Raw genomic sequence first — 18,105 nt, 5'->3', positions numbered from 1 at the left:
GTGCAAGATCGGCGGAGGCCTCGACAAGGCCTAGATCTCCTGCTGCCAGTTGTGCCACTGGTCGACGGCGCGGAAGCCCATCTGCTCGTTGATCGCGATCATGTGCTTGTTGACCGCGGCGTTCCAGGTGTCGATGTACCGGATACCGGGCAGCTCGATGATCGCGGTCCGCAGGTTCTCGATCTTCGTGAGCAGACCGAGACGGCGCCCGCGGTGCGCCGGGTGCACCAGCGTGATGCCCTGGCCGGCGTGCTCCACGTGCGTCGCCGGACGGCTCAGGCCCGACCAGGCGACCATCGTGCCGGTCTCGTCGTGCACGGCGGCGGTGTTCACCGCCACGCGGCCGACCTTCACGCGCGCCTCGTCCATGGCCCGGATCCGGGCGGCGTCGACGTTCTCGGGCTCCCACTGGAGGTCGCCGAGCGGTGCCTGGTTGAGGAAGTCGCTGTCGAGCAACGCGACGCCCTCGATGAGCTCGTCGGGCACGACGCTCCCCCACCGCACCAGGGAGTAGCCGGCGGACGCCGCCCGGGCGTCGGCGAGCATAGCGTCGATCGCCGCGTGGTCGAGCGTCTCGAGGTCGAGCCGCCGCCGCACCTCGGCCAACGCGCTCTTCATTCCCATGGCGCGGGCGAAAGCGGTGGGACCGGGGTCGCGGGGCACGCCACCACCGGGAAGCGTCTCCGCCGTGAACGCGATCATCACCCGGCGGCCCCGCCCCCGCAGGAACTCGACGATGTGGGCGTAGAGGATCCGCCCGTAGCCGCGCCGGCGGTGCTCCGGCAGCACGATGATGTCGACCGACGCGTTGCTCAGGTTGTCGAGCGTCGGCAGGTTGGCCTGGACGTAACCGACCACCTCACCACTGGACGAGCGGGCAACCCACCGGTGCGTCTCGTCGCCCGGCCACGGAACCCGCAGCCCCACCTCGAACGCGACCCGGCACGGAGCCGGGAAGTCGGGCACGTCGTTCGCCTGGGCTCTGGCCCGGACCTGGTAAGCGGCGGCGACCTCGGCCGGATCGTCGGCGTCGAGGGGGGTGACCGTGAGGGTGGCGGTAGGCATACCCGGCAGGGTGCTCCCCGGCCAGACGCCGCGCGACCCATTTAAAAGACCCGGAATATTGGTCGAGAGGACGTTCGCACAACGCCTCCGGCGCCGCTGGCGCCCAGATCCGGTAAGGGATCCGGGCGGCGATACGTCCTCCCGCACGCAGCATCCTGCGCGTATGCGCGACCCGCGTCAACCCCACCGGACACCTGGGTCGTCCACCGACGGGTGTGTGATGGTCACCGAATGCGACCATCACGACGCCATCAGGACAGTGACCGGAACCGGACAGCCGACCCACCAGGAGTGACAGCTACCCCGATTTCGCGGGCCCAGACAACAAATACCTCACCCTTGGTGAGATCTCGACCGGAAAAAATCAATCGAGAAGTCCCGCTTCACGGACAGCACGCAGCGACGGGCGCACGCGGTAGGTCGGCCCGACCTGCTCGGCGACCGCGTCGAGCGTCTTCAATCCCTCACCGGTGTTGAACACGACGGTCTCGGCGTCGGGGTCGAGCCGTCCCGCGTCGATCAGCTTCTGCAGGACGGCGACGGTGACACCGCCGGCGGTCTCGGCGAAGACGCCCGTGGTGCGGGCGAGGAGCCGGATCGCGTCGCGGATCTCGTCGTCGTCGGCGTAGTCCATCCACCCGCCGGTGCGCCGCACGGCCTCCAGGGCGTAGAGGCCGGCCGCCGGGTCACCGATGTTCAGTGACTTGGCGATGCCGGTGGGCCGCACCGGCGTGATCACGTCGGTATCGCCGTGCAGCGCGACAGCGATCGGGTTGCAGCCCGCGGACTGGGCGCCGAACACCTTCCAGCCGCTGGCCGGCGGTTCGACCAGCCCGGCCTCGACCAGCTCGCTGAACGCCTTGTCGACCTTGGTGAGCAGCTCACCCGAGGCCATCGGGATCACGACCTGCTCCGGGATGCGCCAGCCCAGTTGCTCGGCCACCTCGAACCCGAGCGTCTTCGAGCCCTCCGCGTAGAACGGGCGCACGTTGACGTTGACGAACGCGGTCTTCTCGAACTCGTCGGTCTCCGTGAGCTCGGAGCAGAGCCGGTTGACGTCGTCGTAGGAGCCCTCGACGGCCACCAGATCGCCGCCGTAGACGGCCGTGGTGACGACCTTTCCGGCCTCCAGGTCGAACGGGATGAAGACCACCGACGGCGTGCCGGCGCGGGCCGCGTGCGCGGCGACGGAGTTGGCCAGGTTGCCCGTGGAGGCGCAGGCGTACCGCTCGAACCCGAGCGCGCGGGCCGCGGTCAACGCCACGGAGACCACGCGGTCCTTGAACGAGTGGGTCGGGTTGGCCGAGTCGTCCTTCACGTGCAGCGGCGCCCGCAGGCCGATGGCAGCGGCCAGGTTGTCGGCCCGGACCAGCGGCGTGAAGCCGGGGTCGAGCGTGACCCGCGAAGCCGGGTCGGCGCCCGCCGGCAGCAGCCCGGCGTACCGCCAGATGTTCTTGGGACCCCGCTCGATCTGCTCCCGGGTGACCGACGCCAGCGCGGCCTCGTCGTAGCCGACCTCGAGCGGGCCGAAACACTCGAAACAGGCGTGCTGGGCGGCCAGCGGGAACCGGGTGCCACAGCCCCGACAGACCAGGTCGCGGGCGGGCGAGTCACCGAAGATGGAGGTGGTGAGGGTGCTGGACATGATGAGGCCCTTTCCGCTCATCTTTCCCGGGCACTCGGTGTGCCGGGCCGGAATTGGCACCTGCCTCGCGCTGGCCTCGACGATGAGGTGGATGCGCGGCGGTTGCCGGGGCGTCAACGGGCCGGTCCCTCAGCCCCTCTGGATGAGGTATTCAGTTGTGGCCGTAAGCATAACCTCACCGACCCGCCCGTTACGAGCGGCGCGTGACCTGTAGCACTCCGTCGAGCGGCGCCTGGATATTGGACCGAAGCAGATCATCTGTGACAGACTCATCCGGTGACGATCCTCGACGAGTCGACCCGGACCCTGCTCGACGCCCCCAACTTCGCCGTCGTGGCAACGCTGACCGCCAGCGGCGCACCGCACACGTCCACCGTCTGGTACCTGCGCGACGGCGACGCGATCCTGATCTCGGTGACCGCCGACAAGCTGAAGGCCCGCAACCTCGCCCGCGACCCGCGGATCAGCCTGACGGTGTCCGACCGCGGCAACCCGTACCACTCCGTCGACCTGCGGGGCACCGCCGAGCTCGTCGACGACCCGGAGAAGACGCTGCCTGCCCGGCTGGCGGAGCGCTACCTCGGCGACGCCGGAGCCAACCCGCCGGAACCGGCCGAGATCAAGCGGCTCATCGTCCGCGTGACCCCGGCCAAGGTCACGGCGTTCAAGGTCTAGCTGACCACGTCCTTGCGGAGGAAACGCCACCACGCCAGCGACAGCAGCACCGTCGAGTAGACGAGGGCGCTCACCATCCCGCGCACCACGTCGTCGGTCTGTACCGGCGTGGAGAGCAGGCCCAGGTACGCCTCGTTGAAGTGGGTCGGCAGGAAGTCGCGGATGCCGCCGAGGGCGTCGATCTGGTCGAGGATGTTCGACACGATGTAGATCATCACGGCGCCTCCCACCGCGCCGAGCGGGGCGTCGGTGGACACGGACAGCAGGAACGCGAGCGAACCCACCACCATCAGCGTCACCGAGATGTAGCCGACCACGGCCAGCAGCCGCACCACACCCTCGCCCGGTGGCAGCGTTCCGCCGATCGGCGCCTGCAACGGGTTCCAGCCGTAGAAGACGGTTCCGGCGAGCAGGGCCGTGCCGGTGAGCAGCAGGATCGCCAGTGCGCTGTAGGCCAGCGCCACGAGCAGCTTGATGGCGAGCAGGCGGGCCCGCGGCACCGGCACGGCCAGCAGGTACCGGAGACTCCCCCAACTCGCCTCGCTCGCCACCGCGTCACCGCAGAAGAGCGCGACCACGACGACGAGCAGGAACCCCGACGACACGAACAACGTGAACAACGCGAAGTTCGGACCGCCCGACGTCGCCACGTCGACGAGCGCGCTGAAGCCACCGCCCCCGTCGCCGTCGTCGTCGTCTCCGCCGCCCGGGTTCCACTTGAACGCACCGAGGACGACCAGCGGCAGCAGCACCATGAACCCGAGCGAGAACTGGGTGCGGCGGCGCGCGGCCTGCCGGCGGAACTCGGTCCAGAACGACAGTGTGCGGTTGGGCCGGTAACCGGGCGCCCGATCGGTCACGGTGCTCATCGCTCGCCACTCGCCTTCGTGTCGCCACCCACCAGAGCCAGGAACGCGTCCTCCAGCCGGCGCCTCGGCACCACCCGGTCGACGCCGACACCGGCGTTCACCAGTGCCGCCACCACGTCGGCGCGCGGCGTGCCGTTCACGTCGACCACCAGGCCCTCGCCGTCCGGTGCCACCGACCGCACGCCCAGCTTGCCGAGCACGGAGGTCGCGGTGTCCACATCGGACACATCCAGCTGCACGGTTGGCGAGTCACCGACGATCTCGTCGACCTTGCCCGACGCGACCACCTCGCCCTTGTGCACCACGACCACATCGGTACAGGTCTGCTCGACCTCGGCGAGCAGGTGGCTCGACACCAGCACGGCCCGCCCGTCGGTGGCGTACCGCTTGAGCACCTGGCGCATCTCGGCGATCTGGGGCGGGTCCAGGCCGTCGGTCGGCTCGTCGAGGACCAGAAGTTCGGGGAGACCAAGCATTGCCTGCGCGATCGCCAACCGCTGCTTCATGCCGTGGCTGTACGTCTTGACCCGGCGGTCGACGGCGGTGCCGAGACCCGCGATCTCCATCGCCTCCTCGAACCGCGCCTCGTCGCCCGGGCGCCCGGTCGACTTCCAGAACAGTTGCAGGTTCGCCAGACCCGTGAGGTGCGGCAGGAAGCCGGGACCCTCGACGAGCGCGCCGAGCCGCGACAGCACCGGCGCACCGGGCGTCAGGCGGTGGCCGAAGACGAGGATCTCGCCGGCGGTCGGCCGGGTGAGCCCCATCAGCACGCGCAGGCTCGTCGTCTTGCCGGCACCGTTCGGGCCGAGCAGCCCGACCACCTGTCCACGATGGACGGTGAAGCTCACCGACCGCACCGCCACGAACCCGTCGGCGTACTCCTTGCGCAGCCCCCGCACCACGAGCGGGGTGTCGGCGTTCTCGGCGTCGACCGAACGCACCGAGCGCCGCGCCCGCAGCCGCGCGACCACGACGGCGACGACGACGCCCAGTACCACGAGCGCGAGCAACGCGAACAACGCGTACCACCACACGACGTTCGGGTTCCGGATCGGCTCACCGTCCACTGTGGGCAGCGTGACCGCGCTCTCGACGGCCACCTGGTACAGCACGGGCTCCGCCGGGGTCGCGTACGCCTGGTCCGATGTGGACACCACGATCGCGAACCGTTGCCCGGCCTCGAACCGGTGCACGATCGCGGGCAGCGTCACGGTGACCGGCTGCGCGTCCGCCAGTGACGCGGGCAGCCCGGTCAACCGGATCGGGGCCACCTGCCCGCCGGGCAGGCTGCCACTGCCGTCGCCGACCGCGTACAGCTTGACGAACAGCACCGCCTCACCGGTCGGCGACGCCGCCCGCAGCCGCACGGTCGGCGCGCCCACGACGTCGACGATCCCGTCGAACGGCCGGCTCTCGAACCGCGCGAACTGGCCGGGGATGTCCAGACCCGACCCGCCGATGAACGACGACAGCCCGCCCGGCAGCGTCGAGACGGCCGCGGGCGTACCGCCCGGCGGGTTCGCGATCGGCTGCGGCGGCCCGCTCACCTCGACCGTGCGACCCGGCGCGGACACGCCGGGGTAGTCGGTGACGCTGTACCCGGAGGCCACCAGGTCGCGGTTCGTGGCGTCGATGCCGGTGATCCTCGAGTACGTGAAGCTCTGCGACGGCTTCGAGCCCTCGCCGTCGAGGTAGTGGCCGAACCACTGCGCGGTGAGGAAGTTGAGCCGGTCGCGGTCGGTGCGCGGACCGGTGCCGCCGTCGTGGCCGCCGGTGAACCAGGCCACCCGCACCGGGGTGCCGGTCGCGGCGATCGCCCGGGCGTTGGCGTCGCCCTCCGAGAGCGGGAACAACGAGTCGGCGGCGCCCTGGATCAGCAGCGTCGGCGCCTTGATGCGGTCGGCGATGGTCACCGGAGAGGACCGGCGCAGCAGGTCGATCACCTGCTGCGTGGGCCGGCCGGTGGTCGCCACGGACAGGTAGGCCGCACAGACGTCGGCGGCGAACCGGCCGCACTGCGGATTGCCGTTGGCCAGCGACGGCGGCCCGCCGCCACCGAGCAGCGCGCCGAGGTCGTTGCCGGTGTCGGACTCGGTGTCGCTCAACGCGCTGCCGAGGCCACCCGACCCGGAGCCGAAGAACAGCCCGGCCCACTGCTTCTTGAAGACGCCACGTGAAGGGTCGCCGCCGGTCGCTTCCGGAAGGAAGGAACGCGCGAGGTCGTTCCACGTGATCATCGGGACGATCGCGTCGATGCGGCTGTCGGCGCCGGCGAGCATCAGCGCCAGCGCGCCGCCGTACGAGCCGCCGACCACGCCCACGCGGGGGTCACCGGACCCGTCGAGGCGCACCTCGGGACGCGCGGCCAGCCAGTCGAGCAGGCGCTGCGCGTCACGCACCTCCCAGTCGGGGCTGTTGAGGTGGATCTCGCCGGTGGACCGGCCGAAGCCCTGCGCCGTCCACGCCAGGACGGCGTAGCCGAGGTCGGCGAGGTCCTTCGCGTCGTCGGCCACGCTGTTCTTCGTGCCGCCGAAGCCGTGCGCCAACAGCACGGCCGGCTTGCGCCCCGCAGACCGCGGCACGTAGAACGTCGCGTCGAGGTCGACCTGCTGGTCGCCGTTCGGGCCGGTCTGCACGAGGATGCGGTGCTGCTCGACGCGGTAGCTCGCCCGTTCCGGCCAGGCCGCGACACCGACCAGCCCGACCACGAGTACGAGTACGACGGCCGCCGAGACGAGGCGCCGCCGGGTCCACCTGATTCTGGGCAGCATGCGACGCCACCACGGTGCCTTGGCCACCCGACAACGTTATGCGCAGATCCTGAGACCGCGCTGAGGGACTAGGAAGATCGGCGTGCCCGCGACGCCCGCAGCCGCCGGAGCCGGCCGACGAGAACCGGATCGTGCGCGAGTGCCCGCGGATCGTCGAGGAGCCCGTTCAGGAGCTGGTAGTACCGGGTGGCCGAGAGCGCGAACGTGTCGCGGATCGCCTGCTCCTTGGAGCCGGCGTGCCGCCACCACCTGCGCTCGAACGCCAGGATCTCCATCGCCCGCTCGTCGAGAGCGGCCGGAGCCTCCACAGTGGACTCTTCCGGGGAGTCGCGCGCCTCCGGAACATGCGCTTCATTCACGCGACTTATTCTCACGCACAGATGACGTGAACGCCCGCAGCCTCGAACTCGGCGATCCGGTCGGGGCCGGCGCCGTTGTCGGTGACCAGCGTGTCGACGCGGTCGATCGAGCAGATGCGGGCGAACGCGTGCCCGCCGAGCTTCGACGAGTCGGCGATGATGACCACGCGCCGGGCCCGCGCCACCATCAACGCGTTCATGCCGGCCTCGCCCTCGTGGTGCGCGGCGGCGCCGAGCCGTACGTCGATCGCGTCGGCGCCGAGGAGCGCGATGTCGAACGTCACCTCGCTCAGGACCCCGCTGCCGAGCGGGCCCACCAGCTCGAACGACTGCGGCCGCACGATGCCGCCGGTCACCACGATCTTCATGCGCGAGCGCACGAGCAGCTCGTTGGCGATGTTCAACGCGTTGGTCACCACGGTGAGCTGCGCGTCGTCGACGCCGCCGGTCAGTTCGGGGCGCACCGCCAGCGCGCGGGCCACCTCGGTGGTCGTGGTGCCGCCGTTGAGCGCCACCACCATGCCGGGCGTCACCAGCGCCGCGGCCGCCGCGCCGATGCGCTGCTTCTCGGCCGAGTGCTTCGCGGTCTTGTACCGCAGCGGCAGGTCGTAGGAGACGCCGCTGGCCACCGCGCCACCGCGCGTGCGGTTGATCATCTGCTGCTGCGCCAGTTGGTCGAAGTCGCGCCGGATCGTCGCGTGCGACACCGCGAGCCGTTCGGCCGCCTCCTCGACGCTCACCCGACCGTCTTCGGTGAGCATTTCCAGCAGCGCGTTCCAGCGCGCGTACCGGTCCAACGCGGCCTCCCAGGGTCACATGATTCGCGAACCCTAGCGCAGGGCCAGGTCAGGTACCTTGCCAAACCACCCACGTTCCGCCCACCGACGGGTGCCGGGCACCCGGTGCAGCGGTACCGCGTCCCAGTTCACCCGCCGCAGCAGGCGGTCGAGCAGCAACCCCGCGACCAGCCCGGCCACGGTGTCGGTGATCCAGTGGAAGCCCAGGTAGGTGGTCACGAACGCCACGATCAGCGGGGGGCCGAACCGCAACGCGAGGCGCGCCGCCGGCGTGAGCGCCGCCGGTGCCAGGGCCGAGAGCAGCAGGACGAGGACGCCGTACCAGACGATCGTGTTGGCCGTGTGGCCCGACGGGTACGACATGCCGCCGCTGAAGAACTCCTCGCGGTTGAGCGTGTCCTCGGGCTTGTGCGGCGCGGCCCGGTCGGTGAACACCTTCATCGGACCGACGACGAACATCAGCATCAGGTAGGCGGTGAGCACCGGCAGGACCGGCCGCACGCTGTGCTGACGCCAGGCCAGCAGCACGGCGAGGCCCATCGCGAGGATCGCCAGCGGCGTGCCCTGGCCGAGGTAGTTCAGCACCCGCGCGGTGACGTAGGCCCAGGTCGGGCGGTGGCTGTCGACCCAGTCGCGGGTGTCGAGGTCGATGCCGTGGGTCACGCCCGTCCACACCAGCGCGGTGATCGCCCCCAGAACGAGGACGAGGACGGCATCGGGCAGCCATCCTCGTCCTCTACGCATCGTTCATTTCTACAGCAGGCGCTACAGCAGGCGCCCGATCTCCCGGTTGATCAGGTCCATCCGGACGCCGGAGTTGGGGCAGCCGCCGAAGTGGTGCAGTGCCACGACCTTGTGTGTGGTGGCCGAGATCACCGGCGAGCCCGACGAGCCGCCGTCGGTGTCACAGAAGTAGGAGATGTCCGTCGCCGTGTCGTAACCGGTGTACCGCGGGTCGTCGATCGCGCAGGTGCCGCTGCGCTCGCCCGGGTCGTCCATGGCGATCGAGGTCGGCTGGCCGCGCGGGTGCTGCGGGATGTACAGCTCCTCGCCCGACTTCGGCAGGCGCAGGTCGAGTTCCAGGAAGCCGTACTGGGTCACGGCGGCGAAGTCGCGCACGCTGAACAACGCGTAGTCGAGCGTGCCGTCGTTGGCGATCAGGTCACCGCCCCAGACCTTGGTGACCCGCCGGGTGGCGCTGCCGTTGCACTGGACGCACTCGTAGTTGAACCACACCTCGGTGCGCCGCACGTCGGACTGGCTCGACGTGCAGTGGTTGTTGGTCAGCATCCGGTTGAGCTGGCCGACCCGCCACGCCGTGCACAGCTCGACCCCGTTGATCAGGAGCCGGGCCACCGACTTCGACCGGGCGTACTCGGTCGGGTGCGAGGACCGGTAGCAGACCGCGTCGAGCTTCTCGTCGCTGCCGCGGCAGATGCTCTCCTCCTTGTTCTTCTTCTGGGTGGGTCCCTCCGGCGCGCCCTCGCCCTCGGACTCCTGGAAGCCGCGGGCCACCTGGTCGACGCCGATGCCGAGGCCGGCGAGGCGGGTACGCAGCCCGAGCGGGTCGTAGCTGCCCTGTTCCAGCCGCACGTGGGCGGTGTCACCGCTGATCGACATCGCCCACGGGTCGGCCGCCAGCTCCTCGGCCGTGTACGAGTACGACTCGGTGCCGGTCGGGTCGGAGACCACGACCCGGTCGCCCTCCCGCAGCATCGCGCGGCTGAAGTGCACCTTGACGTACGAGGCGCCGGGGTACCGGTAGGTGAGGGTGCGCTCGGTCTTCACCAGGCGGCCGCGCCGCTCGAGCAGACCGGAGACGTTCTCGATCGCGCCGATGCGGGGCAGCTTCACCGCTTCCGTGATCGGCGTCTGCACCACGTTGCGGGAGTCCGGCCGCGTCTCGGCGTAGGTGACGCCGGTGACCCCGGCCGTCCCCACGAGCGCGCACAGCGCGACAGCCAACCCGAACGTACGCCGCATAGAGCGCCCCTTACTCGCAAAATGTCCGAATACGAGTAAGGTAACGACCCCGTCACGCAGAGGTTGCCGCTACGACCCGACCCAGTCCGTCTCGCGTGGCGACGAGAATCAACCGGTCGTCCACCCGAACCGCCAGGTCGAGCGGCGGTGACCACGTGGTCGAACCACTGTGGGTGACGCCGATCACGCGCACGCCGTCCATCGCGTCGACCGTGGCGACGGTCGAGCCCGCCGCCGCCGAGCCCGCGCACACCGGCAGGTCGGCGATCAGCAGCACCCGCCGGTTCACCGGGATCGAACCGATCACGTCGCGCTGCAGCATCGCCGCCGCGAACGCCGGCGCCGCCAGGTACGACACGCTCCGCGAGACGTCGATGCGGAACGCCCGCTCGACCCGGTCGGCGAAGTCGCCGTCGAACAGCCGCAGCACCACCCGCAGGCCCGGGTTCAGTGCCCGGCCGTGCAGCGCCGCCTCCAGGTTCACCACGTCGTCGGTCGACAGCACCACCAGCGCCCGGCAGGTCTGCACCGACGCCGCCCGCAGCGTCTCCTCCCGGCTGGCGTCGCCGACGACCAGCGGCACGTCCAACTCCTTGGCCAGCGCGGCGCCGCGGGCGTCGTCGGTGCGGTCGATCGCCACCACCCGCACGCCGCGCTGGGTCAGCTGACGGATCACGCGCGTGCCGACGTTGCCGAGGCCCACCACCACGACGTGGCCGCTCACGGGGTCCCGCAGCCCGCCCAGCGCGATCGCGAGCCGCGCGTTGACGACGGCCTCGACCACGGCGGCGGTCACCACCGGAATGAGCGCGATGCTCACGACCGTGAGCAGCGTCTGGGTGATCTTCTCGATCGCGCCGGCGTCGACGTTGGCGTCGGCGCCGCCGAGCGCGGCCAAGATCGTGAGGTAGGCGGCGTCCCACCAGCTCAGATCCGTGCGGACCGCGGCCAGCACGCCGGTGCCGGCGATGAGGAGGACGACGAGCGCCAGCGCGGCCTGCACGAGCTTGCGGTTCACCAGCAGCTTCAGGGTGCTCCACGGCCTTCCCCGCCGCCGTGGCGGGGCCGCCGGCTGTTCGGCGTAGGCGTCGCGGTCGGCCAGCGCGAGCACGAGGTCGGCGGTTTCGGGGTCCCGTGGCAGCAGCACGCCGTCGGCGGTGGCCAGCCCCGCCACGATCCGCTCCGGCGCGACGCTTCCGCGCTGGGCGACATGCAACGCGCGTCCGGTGAGCCGAACATGCACCGGCGCGGCCTCGCCCAGCGCGGCCGCGACGAACGCCGGCGCGGCCATCGCGGCGTCGGAGATCACGGCGCAGTCGTGGAAGAGCGTGCGGATGCCGAGGCCGAGGCTGAGGTTGAACATGCGCAGCACCAGGTGGATCCGCGGGTTCAGCTCCTGTGCCTGCAGCGCGGCGTGGATGTTGCCGACGTCGTCCTGGCGCACCACCGCCACCGCGTCGGCGGTCGCGACCCGGGCCTGGCGGAACGCGTCGGCGTCGAGCCGCTCCGACTCGACCACCCGCACCCGCAGGCGGGAGATCTGCGGACCGTGGTTGCGCCGGCGGCTCGGAAGGATGACCGTCACCTGGCGGCCGTACTGGGTGACCAGCTCGCTGGCCAGGCGGTACGTCAGCGGGTCGTCGCCGCACACGATCAGGTGACCCGCAACCGGGCGCCCTTGTTGCCCGGTTGGCTCCGGTGTGGGACGGCGTACGTAGCGGGCCCGCGCCAGCCAGGTCGTCCGAGCCATCGACGATGATCCTAACTGCAGAACGTTTTGCCCGACTTGGTCGTTATTCCGTTCACCTGTACGCGACGGATGGAACACGAATGAACAAGTGGATTCGGCGGACGGCTGGAACCGTCGGCATCGCCGGTGGGGCGCTGCTGCTCGGCACGGCCGCGCACGCCGACACCCCCGTTCACGACCTCGCTGACACCGCCAGCATCGACGGTGGACTCAGTGGCGTGGGTGTCTCGCTCGATACGCCCGGCCAGCGGGACACGGTCGGACTGCTACCCGACGGCGGCGGACCGGTCCGCAGCGGCACGAACAACGGCGAGCTCGGAGCGGTGGTGCACGCGCCCACCCAGGACGGCCAGCCGCGGGACGTGTTCGCCAACGGGCGGACGCCGGACATCTTCCAGGCGCTGCCCATCACCGACGTGGTCCCCATGGACGGCCTGGGCATGCCCACCGCCCGGACCCTGCCGGCACCGGCCCGCGAGTCGACCGGCCTTCCTGTTCGCAACCTCCCGATCGGCACCAGCATGGCCGGCGACACCCTGCGCGGCGGCGACGACCTGGCCCGCGACGGCTTCGCCGGCAACGGCCTGGGCATCCCGCTGGGCGACCAGCTGCCGCTGGGTGCGGCGCAGAACCTGGCGACCCAGAGCCAGTCACTGGGCGGCGGCTCCGCGCTTCCGCTCGGCGGCGGCGGTGGGCTCCCCCTCATCGGCGGTTCCTCGCGCGACGCCTCCGGCGGCGGGTTCTCACGCGACGCCTCCGGCGGCCGTGCCCAGACGACGCCGACCGCTGGCCAGCAGCAGACCGCGCGGAGCCAGGGCTCCCCGATCCTCGCCGGCGACGCGGTGCACGTGCTGCCGCCGTCGGAGTCCTTCGTCGGCCGGCACCGTGCCGAGGCGGGCCTGCCGACCGGTGGACTGCCGACGGCCGGCGGCCTGCCGGTGGTGGGCGGGGTCCTCCAGGGCGGCACGCTGCCGACCAAGGCCAACGTGAACACGCTGCCGGGGGCTCCGGCGCTGCCGGTCCACAACCTGCTCGCCCCCGGCACGGCCGCCACCGGCGCCTCGGCCGGCAATGCGCTGAACCAGGCCTCGGGCACCGTGAACAACCTGGCCGCGCAGGGCGGCGGCACCGAGTCGCTGCCGGTCGGGTCGCTGCCGGTCGGGTCGCTGCCGGTCGGCGGTGGGGCGCTGCCGGTCGGCGACGAGGCCCTGCCGGTGGTCGGCGGACTGACCGGCCCGACCGGCACCCGCGGCATGCCGCTGCCCGACACCCGCGGCATCCCCGTGGTGGGCGGCGTCGCCGACGGCCTGACCGGCGGCAAGCACCGCGCCCAGTACATGGCGCGCCACTCCGCCTGACAACTCAGCAGCGGGGAGGTTCGTCCACGTCATGGCGTGCACGAACCTCCCCGTTGTCGTTGAGTTGTCCACAGGATCCCAAGTTCCCCTTCCGTAGGGGGTTCCGGGTGCGGCATCGTGCGCCGGTGTTCTTCGAGGTCGCTCGCACCCAGGCCGGCGTCGTCTCGCGTGCACAGGCGAGGCGGTGCGGAATCACCGACTCCCGGATCGCCGCGCAGATCCGCTCCGGCCGCTGGCAACGGGTGTTCCCCGGGGTCATCGCGACCTTCACCGGTGCCATGTCATGGCCGGCGCGGCTCTGGGCGGCCCTCCTGTACGCGGGGACCGGCGCCGTGCTGAGCCACCGCACCGCAGCGGAACTTCACGGCCTGGTCAACCAGCGGCCCGGCCCGGTGCACGTATCCGTACCGCACACCCGGCGGATCGTCGGGCGGGAAGGGCTGGTGGTGCATCGCGTAGTCGACCCGCATCGCCTACGCCACTCGGCCCGGATGCCGCCACGGACGTGCGTGGAGGAGACGGTGCTCGACCTCGCCGTCTCCGGTCGCAGCCTGGACGAGGCGGTGGCATGGCCGCTCACGGCTGTTGGCAGCCGGCTCACCACCGCTGGCCGGATCGCGGACGCGATGCAGACCCGCGGGCGGATGCGATGGCGACGCGACCTGACAGCCGCGCTCGCCGACGCCGCGGCGGGCTGCCACAGCGTCCTCGAGTACCGCTACCGCCGCTTCGTCGAGCGCGCGCACGGGCTGCCGGACGGTGTCCGACAGCAGCGCCGCGACGGCTGGTACGACGACGTCAGTTACACGGAGTTCGGGGTGCACGTGGAACTCGACGGCCGCCTCGGTCACGCTGACGGCGGCCGCTTCCGCGATCATCGGCGTGACAACGCCGCGGTGGTGAGCGGTGGCAGGGTCCTGCGGTACGGCTACGCCGACGTGGTGAGCCGTCCGTGCGCGGTGGCGGAGGAGGTGGCGGGGGTCCTCGCCGCATCAGGCTGGGCCGGCGCGCCCGCGCTGTGCCCCGAATGCAGCAACGGGGAAATTCGTGCACGCCATCACGTGGACGAACCTCCCCGTTGATCAGTAGTGCGTGCCGTGCCCGGGGAGGTGTCCGCGGCCCAGCCGGTCCCTGACGAGCGCCCTCGGCCGTAGCGCCGGGCTCGACGTCCCCGCGCCGGCCGCCATGCCTTCGAGGAGGTCGTTCATCGCCGTCAGCGAGTCGAACCTCGGCTGCCAGTCCAGCTCCGTCCGCGCCCGGGTCGTGTCCATGAGCGGCACCTGCGTCGCCATCCAGATCCAGCCGGGGTCCGTCGGCTGCAGCCTGGTCACCCAGGTCGCGCCGGCGGCCCACGTCAGAAGAGCCGTCGGGACCGGCACAGCGCGGCCACCCAGCAGCCCGGCCATCGTCGGCGGGTCCAGGACGGGGTCGGTCGCCACGTTGAAGGCGCCCCGGGCCTCCGACCGGATCGCGCGGGTGAACGCGTCGGCCAGGTCTCCGGCGAGCACGCACTGGAAGCGCATCGACCGGGGCAGCGGCAGCACCGGCACCCGCCGGCGGCGCAGTAGCCCGACCGGTGCCAGCGGGCCGAGGAAGTACCGGGCGATCTGTCCACCTGCCTCGTACTGGAAGATCAGGCCGGGCCGCATCCGCACCACGCGCAACGACGGGTGCGTGAACTCGACCTCGTCGAGCAGGTCCTCGACCGCCGCCTTCTGCTGGCTGTACAGCGAACCGGCGATGCCCCGGCGCGGGTGGCTCTCGTCGACCGTGCGGTCCTTCGGCCCCGGCGAGTAGACGCCCACCGACGACGCCACCACCAACGCCGGCACGCCGGCACGCAGCACGGCCTCAGCCACGTGGTGCGAGCCGACGACGTTGGTACGGTGCAGCACCTTCGGCTGCTGGCTGGGCTGGATCTGCCACGCCAGGTGCACCACGGCGTCGGCGCCGGTGAAGGCGGTCGTCAGTTCCTGGACCGCGCCGTCGTCGCCGATGTCGCAGGTGACCCACTCGGCCGCCTCGTACGGCGGCTGGTCCGGTGGCATCCGGCGCGACACGCCGACCACCCGGTCCACACCGGGCTCGTCCGCCAACCGGCGCAACAGTGCCGTGCCCATGTTGCCGCTCGCTCCGACCACCACGATCCGCATGACGGGCACCTACCCCGTTGGTCGACCATCGAAGCGGCCGGCCACCGGTCCATGCCGGACAGAGCGGGACGAAGGCTCCGCGTCGGCGCAGATCAGCGCGGCGGAGCAGAACAACTAGGACCCTTTCGTTAACCCGTAGGCCCTCGACCCCGTCGACGCTGGCTGATATCCAGCCTCTATGCAGAGAAGAACCCTCGCGGCGGCCGCGGCCGCCGCGACTGTCGCGGCGAGTCTCGCCGCCGCCACCCCGGCGGCCGCGGCCTCGCCCGACGTGGTCATCAGCCAGGTTTACGGCGGTGGTGGCAACTCGGGCGCCACGTACACGAACGACTTCATCGAACTGCACAACCGCAGTTCCAGCCCCGTGGACGTCACCGGCTGGAGCGTCCAGTACGCCTCCGCCGCCGGCACGTCATGGCAGGTCACCGTGCTGTCCGGCACGATCGCACCGAACGGATTCTTCCTCGTCCAGGAGGCCGCCGGCGCCGGCGGCACCACTCCACTGCCCACGCCCGACGCGTCGGGCTCGATCGCGATGAGCGGCACCTCCGCCAAGGTCGCGCTGGTCACGTCGAGCGGGGCGCTCGCCTGCGGCGCCGACTGCGACACCGCCGCCGGTGTGCGCGACTTCGTCGGCTACGGCGCCGCCAACGACTTCGAGGGCACGGCCGCGGCGCCGGGCCTGTCCAACACGACGGCGGCGCTGCGGGGTGCCGGCCCCGATACCGACCAGAACGGCACCGACTTCACCGCCGGCGCGCCGAACCCGCGCAACGCGGGCAGCGGCCCGCCGGAGGAGCCCGTCGACCGGCTGATCCGCGAGGTGCAGGGCGCCGGTCACGTGTCGCCGCTGACCGGCGACCTGGTGCGCGTGCGCGGCGTCGTCACCGCCACCTACGGCCGCGGCTTCTACCTTCAGGATCCGGCTCCCGACGCCGACCCCGCGACGAGCGAGGGCATCCTGGTCTTCACGTCGTCGGCGCCGGCGGTCACGCGCGGCGACAGCGTCGAGGTCGTCGGCCGCGCCAGCGAGTTCCGGCCGGGTGGCGACGCCAACAACCTCACCGTCACCCAGATCGGTTCGCCGACGGTCACCGTGGTCGCGCGGGGCGTCGCCGTTCCGGCGCCGGTTCTCGTCGGGCCGGGCGGCCGCCGGGCACCGGCCGCGATCCGCACGGACGCGCCGGGTGACGTCGAGGCGTCGACCACGTTCGACGTGACGACGAACGCGCTCGACTTCTACGAGTCGCTGGAGGGCATGCAGGTACGCGTGGTCGACTCCGTCGCCAGCGGGCCGACCAACAACTTCGGCGAACTGTCGGTGCTCCCGGGCGGCCAGGGCTCGCCGCGTACGGTGCGCGGCGGCATCCGCTACACGTACGCCGACCCGAACACCGAACGGGTCATCCTCGACGACACGATCACCGCGATGCCGGCCGCCGACACGGGCGACCTCCTGCCTGGCCCGGTCGACGCGGTGGTGGACTACTCGTTCGGCAACTTCAAGTTCAACGTGCTGGCGGCACCGTCCATCGTGGACCGTGGTCCGGTGCGCGAGGTGACCCGCGCGCAGCGTCCCGGCGAACTGGCCGTCGCCACCTACAACGTCGAGAACCTCGACCCAGGCGACCCGGTCGAGAAGTTCGACGAGCTGGCCGCCGGCATCGTCACCAGCCTGGCCGCGCCCGACCTGCTCGCCCTGGAGGAGGTGCAGGACAACAACGGCGCCACCGACAACGGCGTGGTCGCCGCCGACCAGACCTACGCCAGGCTGATCGAGGCGATCCAGCGGGCCGGCGGTCCGGCGTACCAGTTCCGCCAGATCGACCCGGGCAACAAGACCGACGGCGGCGAGCCGGGCGGCAACATCCGGGTCGGGTTCCTGTTCCGCACCGACCGCGGACTGTCCTTCGTGGACCGTCCGGGCGGCGACACCACCACGCCGGTCGGCGTGAAGCGCACCGGGTTCTTCCAGGCGGCGCTCACGGTGTCACCGGGCCGGATCGACCCGGCGAACCCGGCGTTCGACGCGTCGCGCAAGCCGCTCGCGGGCGAGTTCCGGTACCACGGCAAGCCGCTGTTCGTGGTCGCGAACCACTTCAACTCGAAGGGCGGCGACCAGCCGCTGTTCGGGCGGTTCCAGCCTCCGACGCGGTCGACCGAGGTGCAGCGGCACGCCCAGGCGACCGTCGTGAAGAACTTCATCGACGACCTCCGTGGCATCAACCCGCTGGCGAACGTGATCGTGCTCGGCGACATCAACGACTTCGAGTTCTCCGAGACGGTCGACATCCTCACCCGCGACCTGTTCATGTGGGACCTGCCGAGGCTGCTGCCGCCGGCCGAGCGCTACACGTACGTGTTCGACGGCAACTCGCAGGTGCTCGACCACATCATGATCTCGTTGCCGCTGCTGCTGCGCGGCTTCGACTACGACGTGGTCCACACCAACGCCGAGTACGCCGACCAGGCCAGCGACCACGACCCCCAGATCGTCCGCCTCCGCCTGTAGCACCAACGCGAAGGTCCAACCACCTCCAAGCCCCCGGAGCCGGCGAGAGCCGAGCCCGGGGGCTTTGGGGCTCCGCAACGTGCGGAGGGATAAACGCTGTGGAGACTTCCCGGAGCACGTTGCGGAGCCCCAAAGCCCCAACCGCGCCCCAAAGCCCTAACCGCGCCC

At 71.4% G+C, this 18,105-nt stretch carries 14 protein-coding genes and 1 riboswitch; of the genes, 4 read left to right on the top strand and 10 right to left on the bottom strand.

What is annotated here, in order from left to right; translation table 11 throughout:
- Positions 1-30 precede the first annotated feature (30 nt).
- Entirely contained in the window at positions 31-1,065 is a 1,035-nt protein-coding gene (locus Voc01_RS07595; RefSeq protein WP_203926545.1) for a GNAT family N-acetyltransferase, read from the bottom strand.
- Positions 1,066-1,429: 364 nt separating this feature from the next.
- On the bottom strand, positions 1,430-2,710 hold the full coding sequence (gene thrC / locus Voc01_RS07590; protein WP_203926544.1) for a threonine synthase: 1,281 nt from the start codon (positions 2,708-2,710) through the stop codon (positions 1,430-1,432).
- A gap of 14 nt (positions 2,711-2,724) precedes the next feature.
- Positions 2,725-2,859: riboswitch (SAM riboswitch) on the bottom strand.
- A 127-nt stretch (positions 2,860-2,986) separates the two neighbouring features.
- On the opposite strand from thrC, the gene Voc01_RS07585 reads away from it, so the two are divergent.
- Positions 2,987-3,385 carry a PPOX class F420-dependent oxidoreductase gene (locus Voc01_RS07585; RefSeq protein WP_203926543.1) on the top strand — a complete coding sequence of 133 codons (399 nt, stop codon included), beginning with the start codon at positions 2,987-2,989 and terminating at the stop codon, positions 3,383-3,385.
- Here the strand turns inward: Voc01_RS07585 and Voc01_RS07580 are convergent.
- The 7 genes from Voc01_RS07580 to Voc01_RS07550 all read right to left on the bottom strand — a co-directional run bounded on the left by Voc01_RS07580 (position 3,382) and on the right by Voc01_RS07550 (position 11,914).
- Positions 3,382-4,254, bottom strand: coding sequence for an ABC transporter permease (locus Voc01_RS07580; protein ID WP_203926542.1), 873 nt, complete (start codon positions 4,252-4,254; stop codon positions 3,382-3,384). The two genes, Voc01_RS07585 and Voc01_RS07580, sit on opposite strands and share 4 nt — an antisense overlap.
- Positions 4,251-7,025 carry an alpha/beta fold hydrolase gene (locus tag Voc01_RS07575; RefSeq protein WP_203926571.1) on the bottom strand — a complete coding sequence of 925 codons (2,775 nt, stop codon included), beginning with the start codon at positions 7,023-7,025 and terminating at the stop codon, positions 4,251-4,253. The genes Voc01_RS07580 and Voc01_RS07575 overlap by 4 nt, the downstream gene beginning before the upstream one ends.
- A 68-nt stretch (positions 7,026-7,093) precedes the next feature.
- A complete protein-coding gene (locus tag Voc01_RS07570) occupies positions 7,094-7,384 on the bottom strand; it encodes a DUF3263 domain-containing protein (protein ID WP_239160018.1) in 291 nt (96 codons plus the stop codon).
- An 11-nt stretch (positions 7,385-7,395) separates the two neighbouring features.
- Positions 7,396-8,181 (bottom strand): DeoR/GlpR family DNA-binding transcription regulator, encoded by a 786-nt coding sequence (locus Voc01_RS07565; RefSeq protein WP_203926541.1) that lies wholly within the window; start codon positions 8,179-8,181, stop codon positions 7,396-7,398.
- Between the two features lie 33 nt (positions 8,182-8,214).
- Positions 8,215-8,925, bottom strand: a complete 711-nt coding sequence (locus tag Voc01_RS07560) for a phosphatase PAP2 family protein (RefSeq protein ID WP_203926540.1) — start codon at positions 8,923-8,925, stop codon at positions 8,215-8,217.
- A gap of 21 nt (positions 8,926-8,946) precedes the next feature.
- Entirely contained in the window at positions 8,947-10,164 is a 1,218-nt protein-coding gene (locus tag Voc01_RS07555; RefSeq protein ID WP_203926539.1) for a trypsin-like serine peptidase, read from the bottom strand.
- Positions 10,165-10,216: 52 nt separating this feature from the next.
- Positions 10,217-11,914: a potassium channel family protein gene (locus Voc01_RS07550; protein WP_203926538.1), complete on the bottom strand. Its 1,698-nt coding sequence runs from the start codon at positions 11,912-11,914 to the stop codon at positions 10,217-10,219.
- Positions 11,915-11,994: 80 nt separating this feature from the next.
- Between Voc01_RS07550 and Voc01_RS07545 the strand changes: the two genes are divergently transcribed.
- Positions 11,995-13,272 (top strand): hypothetical protein, encoded by a 1,278-nt coding sequence (locus Voc01_RS07545; RefSeq protein WP_203926537.1) that lies wholly within the window; start codon positions 11,995-11,997, stop codon positions 13,270-13,272.
- Between the two features lie 125 nt (positions 13,273-13,397).
- Complete coding sequence (locus Voc01_RS07540; RefSeq protein ID WP_203926536.1) at positions 13,398-14,354, top strand: type IV toxin-antitoxin system AbiEi family antitoxin domain-containing protein; 957 nt, start codon at positions 13,398-13,400, stop codon at positions 14,352-14,354.
- Here Voc01_RS07540 and Voc01_RS07535 read toward each other — a convergent pair whose 3' ends face one another.
- Positions 14,355-15,425 (bottom strand): NAD-dependent epimerase/dehydratase family protein, encoded by a 1,071-nt coding sequence (locus tag Voc01_RS07535; RefSeq protein WP_203926535.1) that lies wholly within the window; start codon positions 15,423-15,425, stop codon positions 14,355-14,357.
- 178 nt (positions 15,426-15,603) lie between these two features.
- On the opposite strand from Voc01_RS07535, the gene Voc01_RS07530 reads away from it, so the two are divergent.
- Positions 15,604-17,937: a DUF8508 domain-containing protein gene (locus Voc01_RS07530; protein WP_203926534.1), complete on the top strand. Its 2,334-nt coding sequence runs from the start codon at positions 15,604-15,606 to the stop codon at positions 17,935-17,937.
- Positions 17,938-18,105 lie beyond the last annotated feature (168 nt).

This window comes from Virgisporangium ochraceum, from assembly GCF_016863655.1.
GTDB lineage: Bacteria > Actinomycetota > Actinomycetes > Mycobacteriales > Micromonosporaceae > Virgisporangium > Virgisporangium ochraceum.
Note: the sequence above shows the minus strand (reverse complement) of the source record. Positions and strands in the feature narration are given on the sequence as shown.

Excerpts from the sequence above, each read along its gene's own strand:
- Voc01_RS07555 (WP_203926539.1), bottom strand. The coding sequence starts at position 10,164 with ATGCGGCGTACGTTCGGGTTGGCTGTCGCGCTGTGCGCGCTCGTGGGG.
- Voc01_RS07575 (WP_203926571.1), bottom strand. The coding sequence starts at position 7,025 with ATGCTGCCCAGAATCAGGTGGACCCGGCGGCGCCTCGTCTCGGCGGCC.
- thrC (WP_203926544.1), bottom strand. The coding sequence starts at position 2,710 with ATGTCCAGCACCCTCACCACCTCCATCTTCGGTGACTCGCCCGCCCGC.
- Voc01_RS07550 (WP_203926538.1), bottom strand. The coding sequence starts at position 11,914 with ATGGCTCGGACGACCTGGCTGGCGCGGGCCCGCTACGTACGCCGTCCC.
- Voc01_RS07535 (WP_203926535.1), bottom strand. The coding sequence starts at position 15,425 with ATGCGGATCGTGGTGGTCGGAGCGAGCGGCAACATGGGCACGGCACTG.
- Voc01_RS07545 (WP_203926537.1), top strand. The coding sequence starts at position 11,995 with ATGAACAAGTGGATTCGGCGGACGGCTGGAACCGTCGGCATCGCCGGT.
- Voc01_RS07560 (WP_203926540.1), bottom strand. The coding sequence starts at position 8,925 with ATGCGTAGAGGACGAGGATGGCTGCCCGATGCCGTCCTCGTCCTCGTT.
- Voc01_RS07580 (WP_203926542.1), bottom strand. The coding sequence starts at position 4,254 with ATGAGCACCGTGACCGATCGGGCGCCCGGTTACCGGCCCAACCGCACA.
- Voc01_RS07530 (WP_203926534.1), top strand. The coding sequence starts at position 15,604 with ATGCAGAGAAGAACCCTCGCGGCGGCCGCGGCCGCCGCGACTGTCGCG.
- Voc01_RS07595 (WP_203926545.1), bottom strand. The coding sequence starts at position 1,065 with ATGCCTACCGCCACCCTCACGGTCACCCCCCTCGACGCCGACGATCCG.